This window comes from Pseudomonas koreensis (assembly GCF_036668835.1).
In the GTDB taxonomy this organism is placed as follows: domain Bacteria; phylum Pseudomonadota; class Gammaproteobacteria; order Pseudomonadales; family Pseudomonadaceae; genus Aquipseudomonas; species Aquipseudomonas koreensis_I.
This window is the reverse complement of sequence record NZ_JAZEVW010000007.1, coordinates 230707-255707: the sequence shown is the minus strand read 5'-3', so window position 1 is coordinate 255707 and position 25001 is coordinate 230707. Positions and strand designations below refer to the sequence as shown.

Here is a 25001-nt window from a genome sequence, read left to right as displayed (position 1 = left end):
TACAGTCACTTACCGGTTGATTTGTGTTGAATTCACCGGCGCCATTCGCGAGCAGGCTCGCTCCCACAGGGATTTTGTGAAAATCAAAGATCCTGTGTGGGAGCGAGCCTGCTCGCAAAGAGGCCAATGCAGACACTAAATAATCAGAGCCCCTCCAGCTCCGCCATCAGATCATTGAGCCGATCAACCTTGTCCTCGGTGATGCCACCCGCCGCCAGTCCATCGATGTATTCAGCCAGTTCCTCCACCGTGCTGCATTCGAACATCGCCCGCAGCGGCACGTCGCGTTGCAGGGCTTTCTGCACCCGCGAGGCAATCTGCGTGGCCAGCAACGAATGCCCGCCCAGCTCGAAGAAGTTGTCACGCACGCCGACCTTGTCGACCTTCAGCACCTCGGCCCAGATACCCGCCAGGGTCTGCTCCAGCTCATTGCGCGGCGCCAGGTAGTCGTGGCTGTACAACTGGCCGATTTCCAGCGCCGGCAAGGCTTTGCGATCAAGCTTGCCGTTGGCGTTGAGCGGCAGTTGATCGAGCCACAGCCAGTGCAGCGGCACCATGTATTCCGGCAGCTCGGCGCGCAGGCGCTGTTTGATTCGCTCCAGGCGTTCGTTCGGGTTCAGTGTGGAATCCGCTGCGACCAGATAACCGACCAGATGTTTGCCGTTGACGCCCTCCTGCACACCGACCGCGCCGTCGCGCACTTCCGGCTGTTCATGCAGGCGTGCTTCGATCTCGCCCAGTTCGATGCGGTAACCGCGAATTTTCACCTGATGATCAACGCGGCCGACATATTCCAGCACGCCATCGCTGCGCCGCCGCGCCAGATCTCCGGTGCGATACAGGCGCTCGCCCGGCGCACCGAACGGATTCGGCACAAACACCGGCGCGGTGCGCAGCGGATCACTGACGTAACCGCGTCCGACGCCCGTCCCGGCGACGCACAATTCGCCCACCGCGCCCAGCGGCACCAACTCCAGCGCACCATCAAGCAGGTACAGCAGATTGTTGTCGGTCGGCGTGCCGATCGGCAGATAGCTGCCGCGCGTCGATGCCATGTCGACACGGAAGAACGCCACATCGTCCGAACACTCGGCCGGGCCATAGGCGTTGACCAGACCAATGCCCGGGTAACGCAGCAGCCATTGGTGCGCCAGCTCCGGCGGCATCGCTTCGCCGGTCGGTAGCATCCAGCGCAGGCCATCCAGGCTCAGGCGCTCGGAGGCGAGCATGCCCTGAATCAGCGACGGCACACTTTCCAGCACGGTAATGCCCTGTGCTTGCACATGCACCAGCAAACCCTGCGGATCTTGGGCAATGCTGTTCGGCACGATGTCGACCCGCGCGCCGAACAACGGCGCGGCGAGGAACTGCCAGACCGAAATGTCGAAGCTTTGCGAAGCGGTCTGCGCGATCACATCGGCTTCGCTCAATTGCAGATACGGCACCTTGCTCAACTGGTTGTTGAGCATGCCGCGCTGCTCGACCATCACCCCTTTCGGCTGCCCGGTGGAACCCGAGGTGTAGATCACGTAGGCGAGATTGTCCGGGGCGCTGTAAAGGCCTGGGTTCTCCACCGGGGTAGCCGCGGCCTGAATCTCTTCCCAGACCAACAGTCTTGGACGATGCGCGCAACCGCACTCATCGAGCAACGCTTGCGCCTGTTCGCGACAGGCCTGGCTGCAGACCAGCACCGGCGTGCGGCTCAGTTCGACGATGCGTTGCAGGCGCTGGCCCGGCAGGCCCGGGTCCAGCGGCAGATAGCCGGCGCCGGCCTTGAAGCTGCCGATGATCATGCCCAGCAGATCGAGATTGCGCTCGCCCAGCAGCGCCACCGGTTGATCAAATGTCACCCCGGCGGCGATCAATGCGTGACCGAGGCGGTTGGCGCGCTGGTTCAGCTCGGCATAGCTCAGCTGTTGATCGAGACAGCTGGCCGCGATGCGTTGCGGATGCGCGGCGACCTGCGCTTCGAACAGCGCGACATAGCTCTGCTCCAGCGGATAATCCTGCGCACTCTGGTTGCAACCGTGCAGCAGGAAGTCCTGCTCCTGCCCACCGAGCAGCGGCAGCTCGGCCATGTCGCCATGGAAACCCTCGACCAGCGCCAGCAGCAGGCGCTTGAACTCAGCGAGCAGGCGCTCGACCGTCGTCTCGTCGAAATAGCGCTGGTCATACGACAGGTGCAGACCGAGGTCATCGCCCGGATAACACACCGCCGTCAACGGGAAGTTGGTGTGGGTCCGGCCGGAATCCGAGGTCGCGTTGAGGCTCTGCGCGCGGTCCAGCACCGAGACTTCCACCGGGGCGTTTTCGAAGACGAACAGGCTGTCGAACAGCGGCTGGCCCTTGGGCAATTCGCTTTGTTCCTGGATGTTCACCAGCGGCAAATATTCGTACTCGCGCAACTGCATGTTGCAGTCGAGCAGCGCGCTCAGCCATTGCCGCACACTGCAGCGCTCGTCGTCTGCCGGCATCTGTACGCGCAGCGCAATGCTGTTGATGAACAGGCCCACCGTGCGTTGCATCTCTGGCATGTCTACCGGGCGCCCGGCCACGGTGACGCCAAACAGCACGTCGCGATCACCGCTGAGGCGGCGCAAGACCAGCGCCCACGCCGCTTGGGCAAACGTATTGATGGTCAGCTGATGTGCCTGCGCCAGTTCACGCAACCGCGCACCGTCCTCGACATTGAGGCGGGTGTAGCAGTCGCCAACGCTCATTCCGCCGCTTTCACCGGCATGTTCACGCAGGAACGGACGGTCGCTCGGGATCGGTGTGGTGCGCTCGAAGCCTTGCAGATTCTGCTGCCACCACTGCCGCGCTTCGGCCAGGCTCTGGCGTTGCAGCCAGCCGATGTAATCGCGATAACGTGGCGGCGTGCTTAACTGCGCTTCGCGGCCTTCGCCGAGGGCGCTGTAGATCTCGAAGAAATCGTTCATCAGCAACGAGCGGCACCAGGCATCGATGAGGATGTGGTGATTGCTCATCATGAACCAGTAACGCGCCGCGCCGACCTTGATCAGGCGCAGATGAAACGGCGCCTGAGCGAGCAGATCGAAACCGGCCTCGCGCTCGCTTTTCAGCAAGGTTTGCAGCCGCGGTTCCTGTTCGGCTTCAGCGACAGCGCTCCAGTCCAGGTATTCGATCGGCGTGCGACCCGGCGTGTGGATCACTTGCAGCATGTCTTCGCCGACGTTCCAGCAGAACGACGCACGCAACGCTTCATGGCGGGCGACCACCGCTTGCCACGCCTGGGCGAAACGCTCGGGGTCGAGTTCGCTGTTGATGCGGTAGCGATCCTGCATGTAGTACAGACCAGTGCCCGGTTCGAGCAAGGTATGCAACAGCATGCCCTCCTGCATCGGCGTCAGCGGATAGACATCTTCGATGTGCGCGGCCGGCACCGGCAGCGCATCGAGTTGCGCCTGGGTCAGTTGCGCCAGCGGGAAGTCCGACGGCGTCAGGCCACCGGCCTCGTCTTGCAGACAATGGGCGATCAGGTTTTGCAGCTCAGCGAGGTAGGCATTGGCCAGATCGGTTATGGTGCGGGCGTCGAAACGCTCGGCGCTGAAGGTCCAGCGCAGCTGCAGTTCGCCGCCGTAGACCTGACTGTCGACACTCAACTCGTTGGGCAACGGCGCCTGCGGATCGTGGGCGGAACCGAGCGGCTCGTCGAGCGGACGGAACAGCGCGTCGCTGGCGAAGCTCTGGTCGAACTGGCCGAGGTAGTTGAAGGTAATCGGCGCATTCGGCAGCGCGGCCATGCTCGCACGAATGGCATCGTCGGCCAGATAACGCAGCACACCGTAACCCAGGCCTTTGTGCGGAACTGCACGCAATTGTTCTTTGATCGCTTTGATCGACGCGCCCTGCCCGGCGCTTTCTTCACTGGCGCACGGCATCAGGCGCAGCGGATAAGCGCTGGTGAACCAGCCGACCGTGCGGGTCAGATCGATCTCTTCAAACAGGGCTTCGCGGCCGTGGCCTTCCAGTTGAATCAGCGCCGACGCCTCGCCCGTCCAACGGCACAGCACACGGGCCAGCGCGGTCAGCAGCAAGTCGTTGACCTGCGTGCGGTAAGCGCTCGGCGCCTGTTGCAGCAGTTGCCGGGTACGCTCGGCATCGAGGCGTACGCTGACGGTTTGCGCGTGACGATGCTGTCGCCCGCCCTGTGGATTCGCACAAGGCAGATCGGCGCTCGACCCGGCCAATTGGGCCTGCCACCAACCGAGTTCTTCGCGCAGGGATTCGCTGCCGGCGTAGGCCTGCAAACGCGCGGTCCAATCCTTGAACGCGCTGGTTTTCGCCGGCAGTTGCAGCGGCTGCTCGGCGTCGAGTTGGCGATAGACCGTTTGCACATCGTCGAGCAACACGCGCCACGAGACACCGTCGACCACCAAGTGATGAATCGCCATGAACAGACGTTGCTGGCCTTGCGGGCCATCGACCAGCACCGCCCGTAGCAGCGGTCCTTGCGCCAGATCGAGGCTGCGCTGGGCCTCGGCGAACAGGGCTTGGCAAGCCTCCATCGATTCGACGCGGCGATGCCAGAAAAAATTCGCAGCGGACAGCGGTTCATGGGTGGCTTGCCACTGACCATTGACCTCGGCAAAACGCAGACGCAAAGCATCGTGGTGCTCGATCACCGCCAACAGCGCTTGCCCCAGAATCTGCGCTTGCAGCGCCACGCCCGGCTCGAGCAGCAACGCCTGGTTCCAGTGCTGTCGCTGAGGAATGTCGGTGTCGAAGAACCAATGCTGAATCGGCGTCAGGCGCGACTCGCCGGCCACGAGACCTTGCTCGGCCGTTACGCGCTCGGTACGACTGGCGACGGCGGCGAGGCTCTGCACGGTCTGATGCTGGAACAGATCCCGCGGGCTGAAATGAATGCCCTGTTGACGCGCGCGGCTGACCACCTGAATCGAAAGAATCGAGTCGCCGCCGAGTTCGAAGAAGTTGTCGTTAAGGCCGACCTGCTTGACGTTGAGCACTTCACACCAGATCTGCGCGAGGCTCTGCTCCAGCGCATTGCTCGGCGCCACATAATCCTGACGGTTGAGCTCAGGGTCGGGCGCGGGCAAGGCGCGGCGGTCGAGTTTACCGTTGGCGGTCAGCGGCATGCTCGCCAATAGAATCAGGTGGGTCGGCACCATGTAATCCGGCAGTTGTGCCTTGAGGTGCGCCTTCAGCGCTTCGCGCAGTTCGATTTGCCTGGCTTCGCTTTGCCCGGCGACTTCGGTCACCAGATAGCCAACCAGTTGCTTGCCGCTCGGCGCATCGAGCGCGAGCACTACCGCTTCGCGAATCGAAGCGTGATCGAGCAGGCGGGTTTCGATTTCACCGAGTTCAATGCGGAAACCGCGAATCTTCACCTGATGATCGATACGCCCCAGATACTCCACCAGCCCATCGGCTCGCTGGCGCACCAGATCCCCGGTGCGGTACATGCGCCCGCCGTCAGCGGCAAACGGATCGGCGACAAACCGCTCTGCGCTTATGCCCGGACGATCGTGATAGGCCTGCGCCAGCCCGGAGCCACCAATGAACAGTTCCCCCGTCGCACCTTGCGGCACCAGCGCCAGATCGGCGTCGAGAATGTACGCCAGGCGCGCGCCGATCACGCTGCCGATCGGCACGCTGCCAGCGCCCTCCTCCAGCACCTCTGGCGCCAGACTGGCCAGCGGCATGACCACGGTTTCCGTCGGCCCATAGGCGTTGAAGAACAGCGTGGGTTTGAACGCCGCACGAATCCGTTGCAAGTGCTCACCGGTCAACGCTTCGCCGCCGGTGATGATCATCCGCACCGGCAAGGTCTGATCCTGCGTGGCGAGGAACTGCGCCAACTGGCTGCCATAACTCGGCGTAAAACCGAGGACGTTGATCCGATGGTCACGGATCAAGCCGCAGATTTCCTCGGCGTCCCACTGACCTTGCGCACGCAGCACCACCTGCGCGCCGCTGAGCAACGGCACCAGCAGACGCTCGGTGGCGGCGTCGAAGTTGATCGAATAGAAGTGCAGCTCGCAGTCGTCGGGGCGCATGCCGAAACGCTCGCTTACCGCTTGGCAATGCATGGCGATTTCGCCGTGGGAAACCACCACACCTTTCGGTTTGCCGGTCGATCCCGAGGTGTAGATCAGGTACGCCTGATGCTGCGGCAGGCTGATCAACGGCAACTCGGTCGCCGGGTAATCGGCGAGTACCGCGCTGTGGTCTTCCAGACACCAGCGCACGACGCCCTGTGGCAGCTCACCAAGGGCGGCGAACATCGCCCGATCACTGAGCAGCAGACCGATGCGGCTGTCTTCGATCATGTAGTGCAGACGCTCGAGCGGGTATTCCGGGTCGAGCGGCACATACGCGCCGCCGGCCTTGAGAATCGCCAGCAGACCGATGACCATTTCCAGCGAACGCTCCAGCGCCAGACCGACCCGCACTTGCGGGCCGACGCCGCGCTCGCGCAGGGCCCAGGCCAGACGATTGGCGCGGGCATCGAGTTCGGCGTAGCTCAGGGTCTGCCCGGCAAAGGTCAGCGCCGGCGCGTCTTTGCGCGCCAGTGCTTGTTCGGCGAACAGGTGATGGATGCATTGGTCGAGACGGTGCGTGCCCGCTTCAACACCCAAGCTGTCGAGCAGCTGTTGTTGCTCGGCAGGGTCGAGCAGCGGCAGTTCGCCGAGGCGTTTTTGCGGGTCGGCGATCAGCGCTTCGAGCAGGTTGCGCCAGTGCCCGGCCATGCGCGCAATGGTCGGTTCGTCGAACAGATCGGTGCTGTAGGTCAGGCAGCAACCGAGGCGCTGATCGAGGTCGGTGACTTCCAGGTTGAGATCGAATTTGGTCGCGCGGGCATCGTTGGCCAGGTACTCGACGGTCATCCCGGCCAGATGGCGGCTCTGCTGGAATTCCCAGCGCTGCACGTTGCACATCACCTGGAACAACGGGTTATAGGCAGCGCTGCGCGGCGGCTGCAACGCCTCGACCAGATGATCGAACGGCAGGTCCTGATGCGACTGACCTTCGATCACCGTATGGCGTACCTGCTCGAACAATTCGCCGACCGACATCATGCCGTCGAGCTGGCAACGCAGCACCTGGGTATTGAGGAACGCACCGATCAACCCTTCGCTTTCCGGGCGGATGCGGTTGGCCACCGGTGCGCCGATGCGCAGATCGGTCTGGCCGCTGTAGCGGTACAGTAATGTGGCGAGCGCAGCCGTCATGGTCATGAACAGAGTCAGACCGTGTTGCGCATTGAATGCCCGCACCCGCGCGGCGAGGTCGTCGCTGAGATCGAAACGGAACAGCTCGCCCTGATGGCTTTGTACCGGTGGTCGTGGACGATCGCCCGGCAGTTCCAGCAATGGATGTTCGCGGCCCAGTTGCGCGGTCCAGTAGTCGAGCTGACGCTGACGCTCGCCGGATTCCAGCCAGTGGCGCTGCCAGACGCTGTAGTCCAGATACTGCACCGGAAGCGGCTCCAGCGGCGATTCGCGCTCATCGACAAAGGCTTCGTACAACGCGCTGAGTTCGCGGGCGAAGATGTCCATCGCCCAGCCTTCGGTGACGATGTGGTGCAGGGTCAGGACGAAGTAATGCTCGTGCTCGGCGGTCTTTACCAGACAGGCACGCAGCAGCGGGCCGGTTTCCAGATCGAACGGCCGATGTGCTTCTTCGTCGGCCAGTTGCTGGACCTTTTGCTCACGCACCTGAGCAGCAGATCCGGAGAAATCCTTCCAGCCCATGCGCACGCCAGTTTCGCCATGCACCTGCTGGCGGGCGACGCCGTCGATGCTGGGGAATGTGGTGCGCAGGGTTTCGTGGCGCAGGATCAATGCTTGCAAAGCCGCTTCAAAATGCTCGACATGCAACACGCCGCGCAGCCGCGCCATGCCACCGACGTTGTACGCCGGGCTGTCCGGTTCCATCTGCCAGAGGAACCACATGCGCTGTTGCGAATAGGACAGCGGCACCGCTTGGCTGCGATCGACTTTGGCGATCGGCGGCTGTTCGTTGGTGCGCCCGCTGAGCTGAATCTGGCGGACCTGCTCGGCGAAATCGCCGAGTTCGCTGTGTTCGAACAAGGCGCGCAGCGGCAGCTCGACGTCGCAGGCCTGACGGGTGCGCGAGATGATTTGCGTGGCCAGCAGCGAATGACCGCCAAGGGCGAAGAAGTCGTCGCGCAGGCCGACCCGGGTCAGGCCCAGCACTTCACGCCAGATCGCGGCGATCTGTTGTTGCAGTTCAGTCACCGGTTCGACGTGCTCGCGCAGTTGCCATTGCGGCTCGGGCAAGGCGCGGTGGTCGAGTTTGCCGCTGGGGCTCAACGGCATGGCATCGAGGCGCAGCAGTTGCGCCGGGACCATGTATTCCGGCAGCTCGGCGGCCAGTGCGGCTTTCAGGCGGGTAATTTGCTCGTCGTGGTTTTCGCGAGGATCGGTTGTGGTGAAATAACCGATCAGTTGCCCGCCGGCAGCAGTTTCGCGCACCAGCACCACGGCTTGGGCGACGCCATCCTGGGCGAGCAAGCGCGCCTGGATTTCCTCCGGTTCAACGCGGAAGCCGCGCAGCTTGACCTGCTGATCGAGACGGCCGAGGTATTCGATCACGCCGTCGGCTGCCCAGCGGGCACGGTCGCCGGTGCGATACAAACGTGCGCCCTGCTCGCCCAGTGGATCGACGACAAAGCGTTCGGCGGTCAACGACGGACGCCCCAGGTAACCGCGAGCCAGACCGATGCCGCTGATGCACAACTCGCCCGGCACACCGGCCGGCAGCGGATTGAGATCGGCATCCAGCACCCGGCAGATCACGTTGCCCAGCGGCCGGCCAATCGGCGAGCGCTCGCCATCGGCAGCGGTGCAGTGCCAGTGGGTAACGTTGATCGCGGTTTCGGTCGGGCCATAACGGTTGTGCAATTGCATCGCCGGCAACTGCGCCAGCACGCGGTTGCGCAGTTCGGCGGGCAACGCTTCACCGCCGGAGAACACTCGGCGCAGGCTGGTGCATTCGATGCTTAGCGGTTCGTCGATGAACAGCGCCAGCAGCGGTGGTACGAAGTGCAGCGTGGTCACGCCAAACTGCTGCACGAGCCGGGCGATGCGATGCGGGTCGCGATGTTCACCGGGACCGGCGAGCAACAACCGTGCACCCGTGATCAAAGGCCAGAAACACTCCCACACCGAGACGTCGAAACTGATCGGCGCTTTTTGCATCAGTACATCGGTTTCATCGAGCCGGTAAGTGTTCTGCATCCATTGCAGACGTTCGGCCAGTGCCGCGTGAGTATTGCCGACGCCTTTTGGCTGGCCGGTGGAGCCTGAGGTGTAAATCACGTAAGCGAGGTTGTCGCCATGCAGGTGCAGACCCGGTGCCTGGCTCGGCCAGTTTTCCAGATGCAGTGCGTCCATGGCGATCACGCTGACGCCGTCGCTGGATGGCAAGCGCTCGAGCAGTCGGGTCTGGGTCAGGAGCAGTTCGACACCGCTGTCGCGCAGCATGTAGGCCAGACGCTCGGCCGGGTAATCCGGGTCCAGCGGCACGTAGGCGCCTCCAGCCTTGATGATTGCCAACAGACCGATCAGCAGTTGCGGCGAACGCTCGGCAGCAATCGCCACGCAGACATCCGGACCGACGCCTTTGTCGCGCAGATAATGCGCGAGGCGGTTGGCCTGCATCTGCAGTTCGGCGAAATCGAGGCTGCCGCCGTCCCACACCAGCGCGGTACGCTGCGGGGTCAGGCCTGCCTGTTGATTGAGCAGTTCCGGCAGCCATCGTTGTGCCGGGGCGCAGGGTTCTACGCTCCACTGTTGCTGGTGCTGCTGCTCATCGGGCGCCAGCAATCGCAGATCGCCGATCGCCTGCTGCGGATGCTCGCAGACATCGCGCAACAGGTTGCAGAAGTGCTCGGCCAGTCGCTCGATGGTTGCCGCGTCGAACAGTTCGCTGGCGTAATCGAAGGACAGGGTCAGGCGCCCGTTGCGGTCTTCTTCGCTGTGCAGCTGCAGGTCGAACTTGGCTTCGCGGCTGTGCCACGGCAGTTCTTCGGCGAGCAGCCCCGGCAAGCGCTTGAGCGCACTCAGGTCACGCTGCTGATGGTTGAACATGACCTGGAACAAGCCATGTTCGCGGGCCTGCGGGAAGGCCTCGAGCAACTGTTCGAACGGCAGATCCTGGTGGGCTTGCGCGCCGAGCGCCGCCAGGCGTGTCTCGGCCAGCAGTTGGGCAAACGACTGGCGCGAATCGATCTGCGCACGCAGCACTTGGGTGTTGATGAAGAAACCGATCAATCCTTGGGTTTCCAGGCGCGGCCGGTTAGCGTTGGGCACGCCTATGCGAATGTCGCGCTGACCGCTGTAGCGATACAACAGACTTTGCAAAGCGGCGAGCAACAGCATGAAGGTGGTCGATTCATGCGCCTGCGCCGTGTTGCGGATGGCTGCGCTGAGGCTCGCGTGCAGACGCAGGCTATGCCGCGCTGCGCTGTGTTTTTGCCTGGCGGAGCGTGGGTGATCGGTGGCCAGTTCCAGCGCCGGGTGCTCGTCGCCCAGTTGTGCTTGCCAGTACACCAGTTGCCGCTCGCCCTCGCCTTGTGCCAGCCATTGGCGCTGCCAGTTGCCGTAGTCGGCGTATTGCGTGGGCAGCGCTGCCAGTTCTGCCGTCGCGCCTTGGCTGGCGGCGGCGTACAGGCGCGAAAATTCGTCGAGCAGGATGTTCAACGACCAACCGTCGGCGATGATGTGGTGCATGGTCATCAACAATTGGTGATCTTCGTCGTCGAGGCGAATCAGGCTCACCCTGAGTAGCGGGCCTTTTTCCAGATCGAATTGTGCATGCGCCTGGTCTTCGCGGATCTGCTGGGCGCGAGCTTCGCGCTCGGCGGCTGGCACGTCGCTGAGGTCGATCACTTGCAGGTTGAACTCGCCTGCCGCCAGCACTTGTTGCAAGGCGACGCCGTCGCGCTCGAAGAAGCGTGTGCGCAGGGATTCGTGGCGCTCGATCAGTTGCTGAAAACTGCTGCGCAGTGCGACCTCGTCGAGTTCACCGCGCAAGCGCAGGGCGCCGGGAATGTTGTAGGCGCTGCTGTGCGGGTCGAGTTGCCAGGTGATCCACAAGCGGTTTTGCGCCAGCGATTGCGGCATCGGCTCGCTGCGTGACAATTCAACGATCGCACCTTGGACGCTGCCGCCGGCCTGCTGCTGTTGCGCCACCGCAGCGGCGAACGCCGACAGGGTTGGCGCCTCGAACAGCAGACGCAGGTTCAGCTCCAGCGCGAGTTCTTCGCGCACCCGGGCGATCACTTGCGTGGCTGCAATCGAGTTACCGCCGAGCAGGAAGAAGTGATCGTCGCCGGCGACCTGTTTGACGTTCAGTTGCTCGGCCCAGATCTGCCCGATCCGCGCTTGCAGATCCGAGCCGCTGGATGGCGCGGCCTGGGATTCGGTCGTCGTCGACGGGAACAGCGCGTAGCTGTCGAGGCTGCCATCGGCCAGACCCGTGCGGCACGCCGAGCGCTGCAATTTGCCGCTGGAGGTTTTCGGCAAGGCGCCCGGATTAAGCAGGATCACCACGCCTGGCGCCTGTTGATACGCCTCGGCCACGGCTTGGCGGATGGCCTTGATCAATGCTTGCGGCGTAAGGATCTTCTGCACGCTGCGGCTGATTTCCGCAGCGATACCGATGCCCTCCTCGCCCTCATGATTGACGGCGAACGCGGCGACGCGGCCCTTGCGCACCCCTTCCACTTCGTTCTCGACGGTCTTCTCGATGTCCTGCGGATAGAGGTTGTGACCACGCACGATCAACATGTCTTTCAGGCGCCCGGTGATGAACAGTTCACTGTTGCGCAGAAACCCCAGATCACCGGTACGCAGCCAGGTGCGGCCGGCGTGCTGGACGAAGGTCTTGGCGCTGGCCTCGGGGTTGCGCCAGTAGCCGTGAGCGATGCTCGGCCCGGTGGCCCAGACTTCACCGACGGCGTTATCCGCCAGCTCTTCGAGCGAATTCGGTTCGACGATCAGTACCGCGTGCCCCGGCTGGCTGATGCCGCAGCTCATGATCGCGCTGCCGTCCCCCGGTTCGGCGCGGTTCTGCGCCAGGGCTTGATCGTCGACACGCAGCGCCGGTATGCCGGTGCCGCGCGGGGTGCCAGCAACGAACAGCGTGGCTTCGGCCAGGCCGTAGGAAGCCATGAAACTGTCAGCGCTGAAACCGCACGCGCCAAACTTCTCGGCAAAGCGTTCGAGGCTGTCGAGGCGGATCGGCTCGGAGCCGGAATAGGCCACGCGCCAGCGGCTCAAATCGAGGCGCGCCAAAGCGGATTCGCTGACCCGTTCGCTACACAGACGATAGGCAAAATCCGGCCCGCCGCTGATAGTGCCGCCGTATTCACTGATCGCTTCGAGCCAGCGCAACGGCCGGGCGAGGAAATACGCCGGCGACATCAGGATGCACGGCACGCCGCTGAAAATCGGCTGCAACAAGCCGCCGATCAGACCCATGTCGTGGTACAGCGGCAGCCAGCTGACGATCACGTCGTCCGGGTTGACGTCGATACCGAAACCGTGGCGGATCAACTGTTCGTTGGCGACCAGATTGCCGTGGCTGACCTGCACGCCTTTGGGCAATGCGGTGGAGCCGGAGGTGTATTGCAGGAAGGCGATGTGATCTGCCGTCAGCGTCGGCTCGAGCCAGTTTTCTGCCAGCGCCTCGTCGAGGCTGTCGACGCACAGCAGCGGCGGCGCGCCTTCGATCTGCTGCAAGGCGCCGCGCAGATCGGCGCTGGTCAGCAACAGGCGCGGTTCGGCATCGGCAATGATCGACAGCAAGCGTTCCTGATGATGACGCCGTGCCGATTCCGGCGGATAGGCCGGCACTGCGATCACGCCGGCGTACAGGCAACCAAAAAACGCCGCGACGTAATCCGCGCCGCTGGGAAACAGCAACACTGCGCGGTCGCCCGACTCGGCCTCGGCCTGCAACGCGGCAGCGATGGTCCGCGCCCGCTGATCGAGTTCGCGATAACTGAGTACCACAGCCTGCTCCTGGTTTTCGGCAAGAAAACGCAAGGCCAGTCGATCCGGCGTCAGGGCCGCGCGGCGCTGAAGGGCGTGGACCAGGGTGCTGGGGAGTTCGAACGCGTCGGTCATGAGGTTTCCTGCCTGAATTCGGCTTGCTGATGGAATCGGGTTGCGGCGTCACGCCTTGCGAAAAGGCATGCTGGGGCGCGGTCTGTGCCGACCGTGCAAGGCATCGGAATGCTGTTTGGCCGGGAGCTATACCCGCGGCCATTCACAGATGAGAACGGATGACGTCTGCAAATAATTAGTCGACGAGCGCGCCCCTCAACGGGGCCGGGGTGCGGCGGCGTGTCGCAGTTCGCAAAACACAATTGCTTGCAGCATTAGTTCTCTTTCTCAATTGACAATCATTATCATTCAACATAATTTGTCGCTCGATGTGTAGGACAGCCCTGCCCCCAGGGGCGTCCCACTAACCAATTTGGCAGCAAGGTGATTTCCATGACGGAACAAGTATCCACAAGCAGGTGCGATTCACCGCTACTTCAGGCATTCGTCGACAATCGGCTGATTCTGGTCAAGATCGCCGCGCGCATTACCGGTTGCCGCTCGCGCGCGGAGGACGTGGTGCAGGATGCGTTTTTCCGCCTGCAGTCGGCGCCACCGATCACCTCGTCGATCAAGGCACAACTGAGTTACCTGTTCCAGATCGTGCGCAACCTCGCCATCGATCACTACCGCAAACAGGCGCTCGAGCAGAAATACTCAGGTCCTGAAGAGGAAGGGCTGAATGTGGTCATCCAGGGTGCATCGCCGGAAACCTCGCACATCAACTTCTCGACCCTGGAAAACATCGCCGACGCTTTGACCGAACTGCCCAGCCGCACACGCTATGCGTTCGAGATGTATCGCCTGCACGGCGTACCGCAAAAGGACATCGCCAAGGAACTCGGCGTCTCGCCGACCCTGGTCAACTTCATGATTCGTGATGCGCTGGTGCACTGCCGCAAGGTCTCGGGCAGTCGGCGCGATACGGTGGTTGCGGGTCGTCGTTAGGATCTGGTTTTTGCGTCAAGCCATTCGCGAGCAGGCTCGCTCCCACAGGGCTTTGTGAACAGTACAGATTCCATGTGAGAGCGAGCCTGCTCGCGAAGACGGACTTGAGACCGCAATGGATCTCAAGCCCGATCGCCTCAGGCCAGGTTGCAGCGATCAAAAAACCGCTCACGCCCCAGCATCATCAGCGCCGCGCGCTTGTGCGGAAAGTCGAATTCCTTCTCGCAGTGGAAACACTGGTTGTGCATGTGGCCGATCATCTTCGCGTTGTCGGCGCGCGGCTCGGCGACCACCCGCTGCGTGCGCGGATCATCAAGAAACAGGTAATGCACCAGCGCCGATAACCAGCTCGCCACCTTGTGCGGACCACGGTGGTCTTCCTCGCCAACCAGCATGTGGATGCCACGATCGTAATCATCGCTATCGTAGAACGGCGCGATGCGATCTTCCTTGGCCCAATAGGCTTCGAAATAGGCAAACGGCTGATCGTCGAAACAGCCGATCAAGGTCAGCGTGTGCGGGTCGGCGTCGAGTTTGCTCAGGTACTCGCGGTGCTTGTCGAGACTGCCCTCTTCTTGCCAGAAACTGGCCACGCGCGGGCTGTTCTGCCAGCGATTGAAACGCGGTAAATCGTCCTCGATTTCCACGGTGCGCAAGGAAATCCAGGCGCCGAGTCGCGCATCGAAACGCCGATAGACTTCACCGCGCGGTTTCACCGGGCGCCGGGGATGGCGTTTGCCTTCGCTGATGATCATTTGTTGCGGATAACTGCCGGTCAGCGAGGCCCCAAGCCAGGGTTGCGGCAGTTGCCAGAACAGCGTGCGCTCGCAGCGATATTCGCCCACCACCTCGGTGCTGATCAGCAAACCACTGAGCAAGGCCTCGGTCGGTGGTTGATCCAGCTGCCAGGTCAATTGCTGACACTCAGGATCGCGCGCGAACAACCAATAACAGGCAGCCCAGAGCGCTTGCCCCGGCGGCAACGCAAAGCGCTCATCGATCTGGATCGGGCCCTTCGCGTCGCGATCAAGGCGCAGGCGAATCAGCGGCTGGCCGTCGAGGCTCAGGCTCAAACGGCTTTCGCTGGCATCAGCGATAAGGTGATTGCCCGAGGGCAACGCCAGGGCAGTCAGGTCATTCAGATTGGACATGGGTCGGGCTCACGATAATCGTCGACAGTTAGACGATGTGACGTGAGCGGCAGGCGGAAATTTAGGCTTTCAGCGCAAATCGGCGTATCAGCGATTGAGCACCGGCACCACGGCGATTTTGTACGGATCGAAAATCTTCAGCATCTCGCCGTTGTCACGCAGCCCCTGCAACAGCTTGCCGAAGGCCACGCCGCTGATCGGTGCCGCCGGACGCAGAATCGCATAGTGATGGTAGATCTGATCGACGCGCTGCGAGACCAGCAACTCATCACGCACCTTCTCGTTACGCAGCAGGTAATCGCTCAGGTACGAGCGGGTCACCAGAGCGATGTCAGCGCGCGAGCGCAGCACCATCAGCAGGTTGCTGTCGTGGGAATAGGTCAGCGTCGCGTTGAATTGCTGCGCGAGGAATTTAGGGTCGGCGTTGAAGGCCGCGAATTCGTAGTGATAGCCGCTGAACAGCGCCAGGCGCTTGCCTTTGAGGTCGGCGAAATAGTTCTGCTGACGGCCGTCTGCGCGTTGCGCGACAAATATCTCGGCGTCTTCCAGGCCCATGTCGACGTCGCTGTGGGGTATGTCTTTCCAGCCCCAATCCGGGTTCTCAAAGATCGCCATGTCGATCCGGCCCTGCTTGAAATCACCGAAACGCCGGGGAATCGACGTGGGCACCAGGACGAACTGATAGTCGCTTTGCAAACGGTTCAGCGCTTCGACCAATTGCGGCAGCAGACCGGTGTCGGCGCCGTTTTCCGGGCGGATGGTGTAGGGCGGAAAATGCGCCGCGCCGACCCGGACCAATTGCGCTGCCTGAGCGGGCAATACCCATGATGCAGCCAGCGCTGCGAGCATCAACCCCGCGACGGTCCGAATTGGCAAAGACTTCAAAACACCCCACTCCCCGAAAAAATACCGATCAATGCATTCAAGCTAGGCGGTTTCGCCCAGTTAGCCAGTTTCCCGGCCGGATAGAAAGTGGCTCAGCGCTCTTCGAGGACCAGAATCAGCGCCTCGTCGGCCAGCTGATCGAGGCTCAAACTGCCGCCGGCACGGAACCATGTGGTGGTCCAGGACAGTGCGCCAGTCAGGAAACGTCGCGTAATAAAAACGTCGCCACGGATGAATCCGGCGTCTTTGGCTTCACCCAATACTTGCAACCAGATCTCTTCGTAGACGTCGCGCAGCGCAAGCACTTTGGCCTGGCCTTCTTCCGATAGCGAGCGCCACTCATAGACCAGCACCGCCATGGCCTCGCCGCTGCCGCCCATGATCGACTGCAATTCACAGCGGATCAGCGCCAGCACGCGTTCGCGGACATTGGCGGCATCGGCCAGTGCCGCGCGCATCAAAGCGGTGTTGTAGCGAATGGTTTCTTCCATCACCGCGCGCAGGATTTCGTCCTTGCTCTTGAAGTGATGAAAAATGCTCCCCGACTGGATGCCGACCGCGCCGGCCAGATCACGCACGGTGGTGCGTTCGTAGCCTTTGTTGCGAAACAGGTGAGCCGCCACTTGCAGCAATTTACCGCGGGCGCTGTCGGGGTCGGTCAACTGGCCGCTGTCGACCAAATCGCGCATGACCCTCAGGGCTTTTTGCTCGTTCACCCGTTCTCTCCTACAGTCGATCAGTGTCTTGCCCCCTGAAACCGCAGGGTTGCGCGCAATTTAAGCCGCCAGCGACAACCAAGCAAGCGCTTGGGCAGAAGATAGTTTCAACTGTTTACAAACCAAGCGCTTGCTTGGTAGCCTCCAGACACTTCTGTCGCAGATCGCTGAGCCGGAGATAAAAATGCCAAATACCGTGCGTATCGGATGCGCCAGCGCCTTCTGGGGTGACACATCGACCGCCGCGGCGCAACTGGTGGCCGGCGGGCGCCTGGATTATCTGGTGTTCGATTATCTGGCCGAGATCACGATGTCGATCATGGCCGGCGCGCGCATCAAAGAACCGCAGGCCGGTTACGCCAGCGATTTCATCGACATGCTGGCGCCGCTGCTGCCGCAATTGGCCGAGCAGAACATCCGCGTCATCAGCAACGCCGGCGGGGTCAATCCACAAGCCTGTGCCGCCGCCCTGCAAGCCGCGTGCGACCGCGCTGGCGTCGCGTTGAAAATTGCTGTGCTGCTTGGCGATGACCTCCAGCCGCAATTCAAACAGCTCAGCGGTATCACCGAAATGTTCACTGGCGCCCCGCTGCCGCCGCTGTGCGTGTCGACCAACGCCTACCTCGGCGCGCCGGGCATCGTCGAAGCCCTGAAGCTGGGCGCCGACATTGTTATCACTGGCCGGGTGGTCGACAGCGCCGTGGTCAGTGCGGCACTGGTGCATGAATTCGGCTGGTCGTGGCATGACTACGACAAACTCGCTCAGGCCGCACTGGCCGGGCACATAATCGAATGCGGTGCGCAGTGCACCGGCGGCAACTTCACCGATTGGCGCGACGTGCCGGATTACCAACACATCGGTTTTCCGATCGTCGAGGTCAGTGCCGACAGCCAGTTCATCGTCAGCAAACCCGAAGCCACCGGTGGCCTGGTAACACCGCTGACCGTCGGCGAACAGATGCTTTATGAAATAGGCGATCCACAGGCTTATCGGCTGCCCGATGTGATCTGTGATTTCACTCAGGTCGAACTGCGGCAACACGCTGAAAACGCCGTCCATGTGCATGGCGCCAAGGGCTTGCCGCCCAGCGATCAATACAAGGTCAGCGCCACCTATCCGGACGGCTTTCGCTGCACCGCCAGCTGCCTGATCGCCGGCATCGATGCGGTCGCCAAGGCACGGCGCGTCAGTCAGGCGATCATCGACAAAACCGCAGAAATGTTCAGCCAGCACAAATGGGCGCCCTATAGCGAAACCCATGTCGAACTGCTTGGCAGCGAAGCCACTTACGGCCAGCACGGCCAGCGTCAGGACAGCCGCGAAGTGGTGATCAAAATTGCCGTGCGCCATCCCGATAAGAAAGCCTTGGTATTGTTTTCCAAGGAAATCGCTCAGGCCGCGACCGGCATGGCACCGGGTCTGACCGGCATCGTCGGCGGCCGTCCGACGGTATATCCGCTGATCCGCCTGTTCTCGTTTCTGATCGATAAAAATGCCTGCACGTTGCAAGTCGAGATGGCTGGCGAACGTCATACGTGCAGTCTGCCCGCACCCGGCGCGCCGCAAAGCGAAACACCGGCCCCGCCCCATCAAACACCCGAACCGCAGGGCCGCGCCGATGCTTCTGTGCCGTTGGTAAAACTCGCCGTGGCGCGGTCCGGCGACAAAGGCAACCACAGCAACATCGGCGTCATGCCGCGCAAGCCCGAATACCTGCCGTGGATCGCCGCAGCGCTGACACCGGCAGTGGTCGCTGACTGGATGCGCCATGTACTCGACCCAGTTAACGGTCGGGTCGAACGCTGGTACTTGCCCGGCACTCACAGCCTGAACTTTCTGCTGGAAAACGCCCTTGGCGGCGGCGGTGTCGCCAGTCTGCGCATCGATCCGCAAGGCAAGGCCTTCGCCCAGCAATTGCTGGAAATCCGTATTCCGGTGCCGCAGAGCATCGCCGAACAACTCGACTAGAGGTTGCGCTTCATGGCCTACGCATCGATTTACCAGGCCGGGCTGTTCAGCGGCCAGACCCTTATCGTCACCGGGGGCGGCAGCGGCATCGGCCGTTGTACCGCCCATGAACTGGCGGCGCTCGGGGCCAACGTGCTGCTGGTCGGGCGCAAGCCTGAAAAGCTCGAACGCGTCGCCGCCGAAATCGCCGAGGACGGTGGCCGCGCCCACTGGCAGGCCTGCGATATCCGCGATGAAGAAGCGGTAAAGCAACTGGTCAGTGAGCTGATCGCCGAACACGGGCCGATCCACGGTCTGGTCAACAACGCCGGCGGCCAATATCCGTCGCCGCTGGCTTCGATCAATCAGAAAGGTTTCGAGACTGTGCTGCGCACCAATCTGGTCGGCGGGTTTCTGATGGCCCGGGAAGTGTTCAATCAGTCGATGAGCAAACACGGCGGCAACATCGTCAACATGCTCGCCGATATGTGGGGCGGCATGCCCGGCATGGGCCACTCTGGCGCTGCGCGCTCGGGCATGGACAACTTCACCAAAACCGCGGCCGTCGAGTGGGGTTACGCCGGGGTTCGGGTCAATGCCGTGGCGCCGGGTTGGATCGCTTCCAGCGGCATGGACACTTACCAGGGCGCATTCAAAGCGGTGATTCCGACCCTGCGCGAACACGTGCCGCTCAAGCGTATCGGCACCGAATCGGAAGTCAGCGCAGCGATCGTGTTTCTGCTCAGCCCGGCGGCGGCGTTCATCAGCGGCAGCACCTTGAAAATCGACGGCGCGGCCAGCCTCGGCAGTCGCGCCTGGCCGCTGCATAAGGCGACGCACAGCGAGTCGTTCAACGGATTTCATCGGGCCTACTTGCCTGACGTGCTCAAGGACAAGGAATAAGCCATGGCGCAGATCCAGTCCCGACTCGACCCGCACAGCGAAGCCTTCGCGCGCAACCGGGCGGCGATGCTCGCTGCCATCGAACATGTGCAGCAGCTGGAACAGAACCTGCTCAACAAAGCCGCCGAAGCCAAGGCAAAATTCGCTCAGCGCGGGCAACTGTTGCCGCGCGAACGTCTGAACCTGTTGCTCGATCCCGGCGCGCCGTTTCTGGAGCTGGCGAGTCTGGCCGGCTACAAACTGCACGATGACAAGGACGGCAGCGCGGCCGGTGGCGGCTTGATCGCCGGCATCGGTTACGTCTGCGGCATTCGCGCGATGGTGGTGGCCAACAACAGCGCGATCAAGGGCGGGACGATCTCGCCCAGCGGCCTGAAAAAATCCCTGCGCCTGCAACAGATCTCCCTGGAAAACAAACTGCCGATGATTACTCTCGCCGAAAGCGGCGGTGCCAATCTCAATTACGCTGCGGAGATTTTCGTCGAGGGCGCGCGCAGTTTTGCCAATCAGGCGCGGCTGTCGGCACTGGGTTTGCCGCAGATTACCGTGGTGCACGGCTCGGCCACTGCTGGCGGCGCCTATCAGCCCGGTTTATCGGACTATGTGGTGGTGGTGCGCGGCAAGGCCAAGCTGTTTCTCGCCGGGCCGCCGCTGCTCAAGGCGGCCACCGGTGAAGTGGCTACCGATGAAGAACTCGGCGGCGCCGAGATGCACGCGCAGGTCGCCGGGACCGCCGAGTACCTGGCCGAAAACGATGCCGATGGCGTGCGCCAGGTGCGCGACATCCTGCGCATGCTGCCGTGGAACGAACAACTGCCGTGGCGGCCGGAACCGCAATACAAAGAGCCGCTCTACCCCATCGACGAATTGCTCGGGCTGATCCCGGACGATCCGAAAAAGCCCTACGACGTGCGCGAAATCATTGCGCGCATCGCCGACGAATCAGACTTTGTCGAGTTCAAGGGCGAATACGACCAACAGACACTGTGCGGCCATTTGAAAATTCAGGGCCGCGCCTGCGGTTTCATCGGCAACAACGGCCCGATCACCCCGAACGGTGCGAGCAAAGCGGCGCAGTTCATCCAGCTGTGCGACCAGAGCCAGATCCCGTTGCTGTTTTTCCACAACACCACAGGCTTCATGGTCGGCACCGAATCGGAACAGCAAGGCGTGATCAAACACGGTTCGAAACTGATTCAAGCGGTGGCCAATGCGCGGGTGCCTAAACTGACTCTGGTGGTCGGTGGCTCCTACGGTGCCGGCAACTATGCGATGTGCGGACGCGGGCTCGATCCACGCTTCATTTTCGCCTGGCCGAACAGCCGCACCGCAGTGATGGGCGGCGCACAGGCCGGCAAGGTGCTGCGCATCGTCACCGAAGCCAAGCAATTGAAGGACGGCCTGGTGCCGGACCCGAAAATGCTCGACATGCTCGAACAAGTCACCGCGCAGAAACTCGATAGCCAGTCCACAGCGCTCTACGGCAGTGCCAACCTGTGGGACGACGGGCTGATCGACCCGCGCGACACGCGCACCCTGCTCGGTTATCTGCTGGACATCTGCCATGAAGCCGACGTTCGTACGCTGCAACCCAACAGCTTCGGCGTCAGCCGGTTCTGACCGTCACGGATCCTACGGAGAACAATAACAATGATCTTCACCCCGGAACACGAAGCGCTGCGGCGCACCGTCCGACAGTTCGTCGACAATCAGATCAACCCGCACGTCGACGAATGGGAAAAGGCCGGACGCTTCCCGATCCACGAGATTTTCCGGCAGGCCGGCGAGCTGGGTTTGCTGGGAATTTCCAAACCGGAAAAGTTCGGCGGCATGGGACTCGACTATAGCTATTCGATCGTCGCCGCCGAGGAGTTCGGCACCATCCATTGCGGCGGCATTCCGATGTCGATCGGCGTGCAGACCGACATGTGCACCCCGGCGCTGGCGCGCTTCGGCTCCGATGCATTGCGCGAAGAATTCCTGCGGCCGGCGATCAGCGGTGAGCAGGTCGGCTGCATCGGTGTCTCCGAAGTCGGCGCCGGTTCCGACGTCGCCGGGCTGAAGACCACGGCGCGCAAGGATGGCGACGATTACGTGATCAACGGCAGCAAGATGTGGATCACCAACTCGCCGAGCGCCGACTTCATCTGCCTGCTGGCCAACACGTCGGATGACAAGCCGCACATCAACAAGTCACTGATCATGGTGCCGATGAACACGCCCGGCATCAGTCTGAGCTCCCATCTGGACAAGCTCGGCATGCGCAGTTCGGAAACCGCCCAGGTGTTTTTCGACAACGTGCGCGTGCCGCAGCGCAACCGCATCGGCCACGAAGGCGCCGGTTTCATGATGCAGATGCTGCAGTTTCAGGAAGAACGCTTGTTCGGCGCGGCGAACATGATCAAAGGCCTGGAGTATTGCGTCGACAGCACCATCGACTACTGCAAGGAGCGCAAGACCTTCGGCAATGCGCTGATCGACAATCAGGTGATTCACTTTCGCCTCGCCGAATTGCAAACCGAAATCGAGTGCCTGCGCGCGCTGGTCTATCAGGCTACCGAGCAGTACATCAAAGGCCAGGACGTCACGCGGCTGGCGTCGATGGCCAAGCTCAAGGCCGGGCGGCTCGGACGTGAAGTCAGCGACAGTTGCCTGCAATATTGGGGCGGTATGGGTTTCATGTGGGACAACCCGGTGGCCCGCGCCTATCGCGATGTGCGGCTGGTGTCGATCGGCGGCGGTGCCGATGAAATCATGCTGGGGATCATCTGCAAGCTGATGGGCATCCTGCCGGGGAAAAAGAAATGAGCCACCTGCCCGAGTGCCAGACGCTGCTGCTGGAACTGCATGGCGGTGTGCTGCACGTCACGCTGAATCGGCCGGACAACCGCAATGCGATGAGCCTGCAAATGGTCAGCGAATTGCGCACGGTATTCGCCGCCATACGCGATGATCGCGATGTTCGCGCGCTGGTGCTCAGCGGCGCCGGCGGGCATTTCTGTGCCGGTGGCGATATCAAGGACATGGCCAGCGCCCGTGCTCAGGGTGGCGAGGCTTATCGCGAGTTGAACCGCGCCTTCGGTGCCTTGCTCGACGAAGCGCAGAACACGCCGCAAGTGTTGATCAGTGTGTTGCAAGGGGCAGTGCTGGGTGGTGGATTGGGGCTGGCCTGCGTCAGCGATATCGCGATAGCCGACCATCAGGCGCAATTCGGCTTGCCGGAGACCAGTCTCGGCGTGATCCCGGCGCAGATCGCACCGTTTGTGCTGCAGCGCATCGGCCTCAGCGAAACCCGGCGCCTGGCGCTGACCGCTGCGCGTTTCGATGGCGATCAGGCTCGGCAACTGGGGCTGGCGCATTTTGTCGAGCGCGATGCCCAGGCGTTGGCCGAACGGCTGGATGAGGTGCTGCAGCAAGTGCTGCGTTGCGCGCCGCAGGCGAATGCCATGACCAAGCAATTGCTGCTGGTCAGCGCCGGGCAGCCGTCGAGTGAATTGCTTGATCAGGCCGCGCAGTGGTTCAGCGAGGCGGTGACGGGCGAAGAAGGGATCGAGGGCACCCTGGCTTTCATGCAAAAGCGTAAACCGCGGTGGGCCACATAAAAGCTTCGCGAGCAGGCTCGCTCCCACAGGTTTTGTGCACGACGCAAATCCCTTGTGGGAGCGAGCCTGCTCGCGAAGAGGCCAGCCAATCCACCGCCAAATACTCAGGAAGACCAACATGCCCGTCATTCACAAAATCCTGATCGCCAACCGCGGTGAAATCGCCTGCCGCATCCAGCGCACCGCCCAGGCCCTCGGCTACCGCACCGTCGCCGTCTACAGCGATGCCGACGCCGATGCGCTGCACGTGAAGATGGCCGATCAGGCCGTGCGTATCGGCCCGCCACCGGTACAGCAGTCCTACCTGAACATCCCGGCAATCCTCGACGCCGCCCGCCGCAGTGGCGCCGACGCGGTCCATCCCGGCTATGGCTTTCTGTCGGAAAACGCCGAATTCGCCCGCGCCTGCGAACAGGCCGGCCTGACTTTCATTGGCCCCAGCGTCGAAGCCATCGAACTGATGGGCAGCAAACGCCTGTCGAAGATCGCCATGCTCGACGCCGGCGTGCCCTGCATCGCCGGTTATCAGGGCGCGGCACAGGATGACGCGACCTTGCTGCGCGAAGCCGAGCGCATCGGCTACCCGTTGATGATCAAGGCCAGTGCCGGCGGTGGCGGGCGCGGCATGCGCCTGGTGCACATCGCGGCTGAGCTGCCGGCGCAATTGCGCACCGCGCGCTCGGAAGCGTTGAACGGTTTTGGCAGTGATGAGTTGATTCTCGAACAGGCCGTACTCGAACCCCGGCATGTCGAAGTGCAGGTGTTCGGCGACCATTACGGCAACCTGATCTACCTTGGCGAGCGTGACTGTTCGATCCAGCGTCGCCATCAGAAAGTCATCGAAGAAGCGCCCTGCCCGATCATGACCGCCGAGTTGCGCCAAGCCATGGGTGAAGCGGCGTTGAAGGCTGGCCGCGCGGTGAATTATGTCGGCGCCGGCACCGTAGAATTTCTGCTCGACGCGCGTGGGAAATTTTATTTTCTGGAAATGAACACGCGCCTGCAGGTCGAACACCCGGTCACCGAACTGATCACCGGTCTTGATCTGGTGGCGTTGCAATTACAGGTCGCCGAAGGCCAGCCGCTGCCGCTGACTCAGGATCAGGTGCAACTCAACGGGCATGCCATGGAAGTGCGGCTGTACGCCGAAGATCCGGCGCAGGATTTTCTTCCGCAGACCGGGCGTATCGAAGCCTGGGAGCCAGCGCTCGGCCACGATGCGCGGATTGATCACGGCTTGCTCGAAGGGCAAGTGGTCAGCCCGTTCTATGACCCGCTGCTGGGCAAACTGATCGCCCATGGCGCCACCCGGGAAGAGGCGCGGCGCAAGCTGTTGCGCGCGGTGCAGGACACCGTGTTGTTAGGCGTGCAAAGTAATCAGCGCCTGCTCGCCAGCCTGTTGCAGCATGAACAATTCGTCAGCGGCGAATTCAGTACCGCATTCATCACCCAACACTTCAGCGATCACCCCGACCTGCATCGTTACGTGCCCAGCGCCGAGGAACTGGCGATTGCGGCGCTGCTGTTCTATCAAACCAGTGCGCGCCACCATCGACCGCCACTGAGCGGCTGGCGCAATAACGCCAGCGTGCCGCTGACTTATCGCCTCGGCCTCGATGAGCAGAACTGGAACCTGCAGTTGTACGCCCACGGGCCAGACCTGTTTCAGGCCAGCGTCGGTGAACGCACGATCGACCTGCAACTCATGGAGTTCGACGCGCATTCGC

General features: G+C 62.4%; 10 protein-coding genes and 1 pseudogene. 7 read left to right on the top strand and 4 right to left on the bottom strand.

Annotation, left to right across the window (positions count from 1 at the left end; all coding sequences use genetic code 11):
• Window positions 1-143 precede the first annotated feature (143 nt).
• On the bottom strand, window positions 144-13142 hold the full coding sequence (locus tag V6F91_RS20595) for a non-ribosomal peptide synthetase (protein ID WP_332767630.1): 12999 nt from the start codon (window positions 13140-13142) through the stop codon (window positions 144-146).
• Window positions 13143-13514: 372 nt separating this feature from the next.
• Here V6F91_RS20595 and V6F91_RS20590 point away from each other — a divergent pair, with 372 nt between their 5' ends.
• Window positions 13515-14069: an RNA polymerase factor sigma-70 gene (locus V6F91_RS20590; RefSeq protein ID WP_332767628.1), complete on the top strand. Its 555-nt coding sequence runs from the start codon at window positions 13515-13517 to the stop codon at window positions 14067-14069.
• Between the two features lie 137 nt (window positions 14070-14206).
• Here V6F91_RS20590 and V6F91_RS20585 read toward each other — a convergent pair whose 3' ends face one another.
• The 3 genes from V6F91_RS20585 to V6F91_RS20575 all read right to left on the bottom strand — a co-directional run bounded on the left by V6F91_RS20585 (window position 14207) and on the right by V6F91_RS20575 (window position 16821).
• Window positions 14207-15220: a GNAT family N-acetyltransferase gene (locus V6F91_RS20585; RefSeq protein ID WP_332767626.1), complete on the bottom strand. Its 1014-nt coding sequence runs from the start codon at window positions 15218-15220 to the stop codon at window positions 14207-14209.
• A gap of 87 nt (window positions 15221-15307) precedes the next feature.
• On the bottom strand, window positions 15308-16105 hold the full coding sequence (locus tag V6F91_RS20580) for a transporter substrate-binding domain-containing protein (protein WP_332767624.1): 798 nt from the start codon (window positions 16103-16105) through the stop codon (window positions 15308-15310).
• Window positions 16106-16197: 92 nt separating this feature from the next.
• On the bottom strand, window positions 16198-16821 hold the full coding sequence (locus V6F91_RS20575; RefSeq protein WP_332767622.1) for a TetR/AcrR family transcriptional regulator: 624 nt from the start codon (window positions 16819-16821) through the stop codon (window positions 16198-16200).
• Between the two features lie 184 nt (window positions 16822-17005).
• Here V6F91_RS20575 and V6F91_RS20570 point away from each other — a divergent pair, with 184 nt between their 5' ends.
• The 6 genes and pseudogenes from V6F91_RS20570 to V6F91_RS20545 form a co-directional block, all read left to right on the top strand.
• The gene (locus V6F91_RS20570) at window positions 17006-18790 is read left to right on the top strand and encodes an acyclic terpene utilization AtuA family protein (protein WP_332767620.1); all 1785 of its coding nucleotides are present in this window, start codon (window positions 17006-17008) and stop codon (window positions 18788-18790) included.
• Window positions 18791-18802: 12 nt separating this feature from the next.
• On the top strand, window positions 18803-19672 hold the full coding sequence (locus V6F91_RS20565) for an SDR family oxidoreductase (protein WP_332767618.1): 870 nt from the start codon (window positions 18803-18805) through the stop codon (window positions 19670-19672).
• Between the two features lie 3 nt (window positions 19673-19675).
• Window positions 19676-21292 carry an acyl-CoA carboxylase subunit beta gene (locus tag V6F91_RS20560; protein ID WP_332767616.1) on the top strand — a complete coding sequence of 539 codons (1617 nt, stop codon included), beginning with the start codon at window positions 19676-19678 and terminating at the stop codon, window positions 21290-21292.
• A 30-nt stretch (window positions 21293-21322) separates the two neighbouring features.
• Entirely contained in the window at window positions 21323-22480 is a 1158-nt protein-coding gene (gene atuD, locus V6F91_RS20555; protein WP_332767614.1) for a citronellyl-CoA dehydrogenase, read from the top strand.
• Complete coding sequence (locus V6F91_RS20550; RefSeq protein WP_332767612.1) at window positions 22477-23274, top strand: enoyl-CoA hydratase/isomerase family protein; 798 nt, start codon at window positions 22477-22479, stop codon at window positions 23272-23274. The genes atuD and V6F91_RS20550 overlap by 4 nt, the downstream gene beginning before the upstream one ends.
• 118 nt (window positions 23275-23392) lie before the next feature.
• Window positions 23393-24899 (top strand): annotated as a pseudogene (locus V6F91_RS20545) (acetyl-CoA carboxylase biotin carboxylase subunit); the annotation flags it as partial.
• Window positions 24900-25001: the final 102 nt, after the last annotated feature.

Bases quoted from the DNA above. Each gene is read 5' to 3' on its own strand.
- V6F91_RS20585 (WP_332767626.1), bottom strand. From the start codon at position 15,220: ATGTCCAATCTGAATGACCTGACTGCCCTGGCGTTGCCCTCGGGCAAT.
- V6F91_RS20570 (WP_332767620.1), top strand. From the start codon at position 17,006: ATGCCAAATACCGTGCGTATCGGATGCGCCAGCGCCTTCTGGGGTGAC.
- V6F91_RS20550 (WP_332767612.1), top strand. From the start codon at position 22,477: ATGAGCCACCTGCCCGAGTGCCAGACGCTGCTGCTGGAACTGCATGGC.
- atuD (WP_332767614.1), top strand. From the start codon at position 21,323: ATGATCTTCACCCCGGAACACGAAGCGCTGCGGCGCACCGTCCGACAG.
- V6F91_RS20565 (WP_332767618.1), top strand. From the start codon at position 18,803: ATGGCCTACGCATCGATTTACCAGGCCGGGCTGTTCAGCGGCCAGACC.
- V6F91_RS20590 (WP_332767628.1), top strand. From the start codon at position 13,515: ATGACGGAACAAGTATCCACAAGCAGGTGCGATTCACCGCTACTTCAG.
- V6F91_RS20595 (WP_332767630.1), bottom strand. From the start codon at position 13,142: ATGACCGACGCGTTCGAACTCCCCAGCACCCTGGTCCACGCCCTTCAG.
- V6F91_RS20560 (WP_332767616.1), top strand. From the start codon at position 19,676: ATGGCGCAGATCCAGTCCCGACTCGACCCGCACAGCGAAGCCTTCGCG.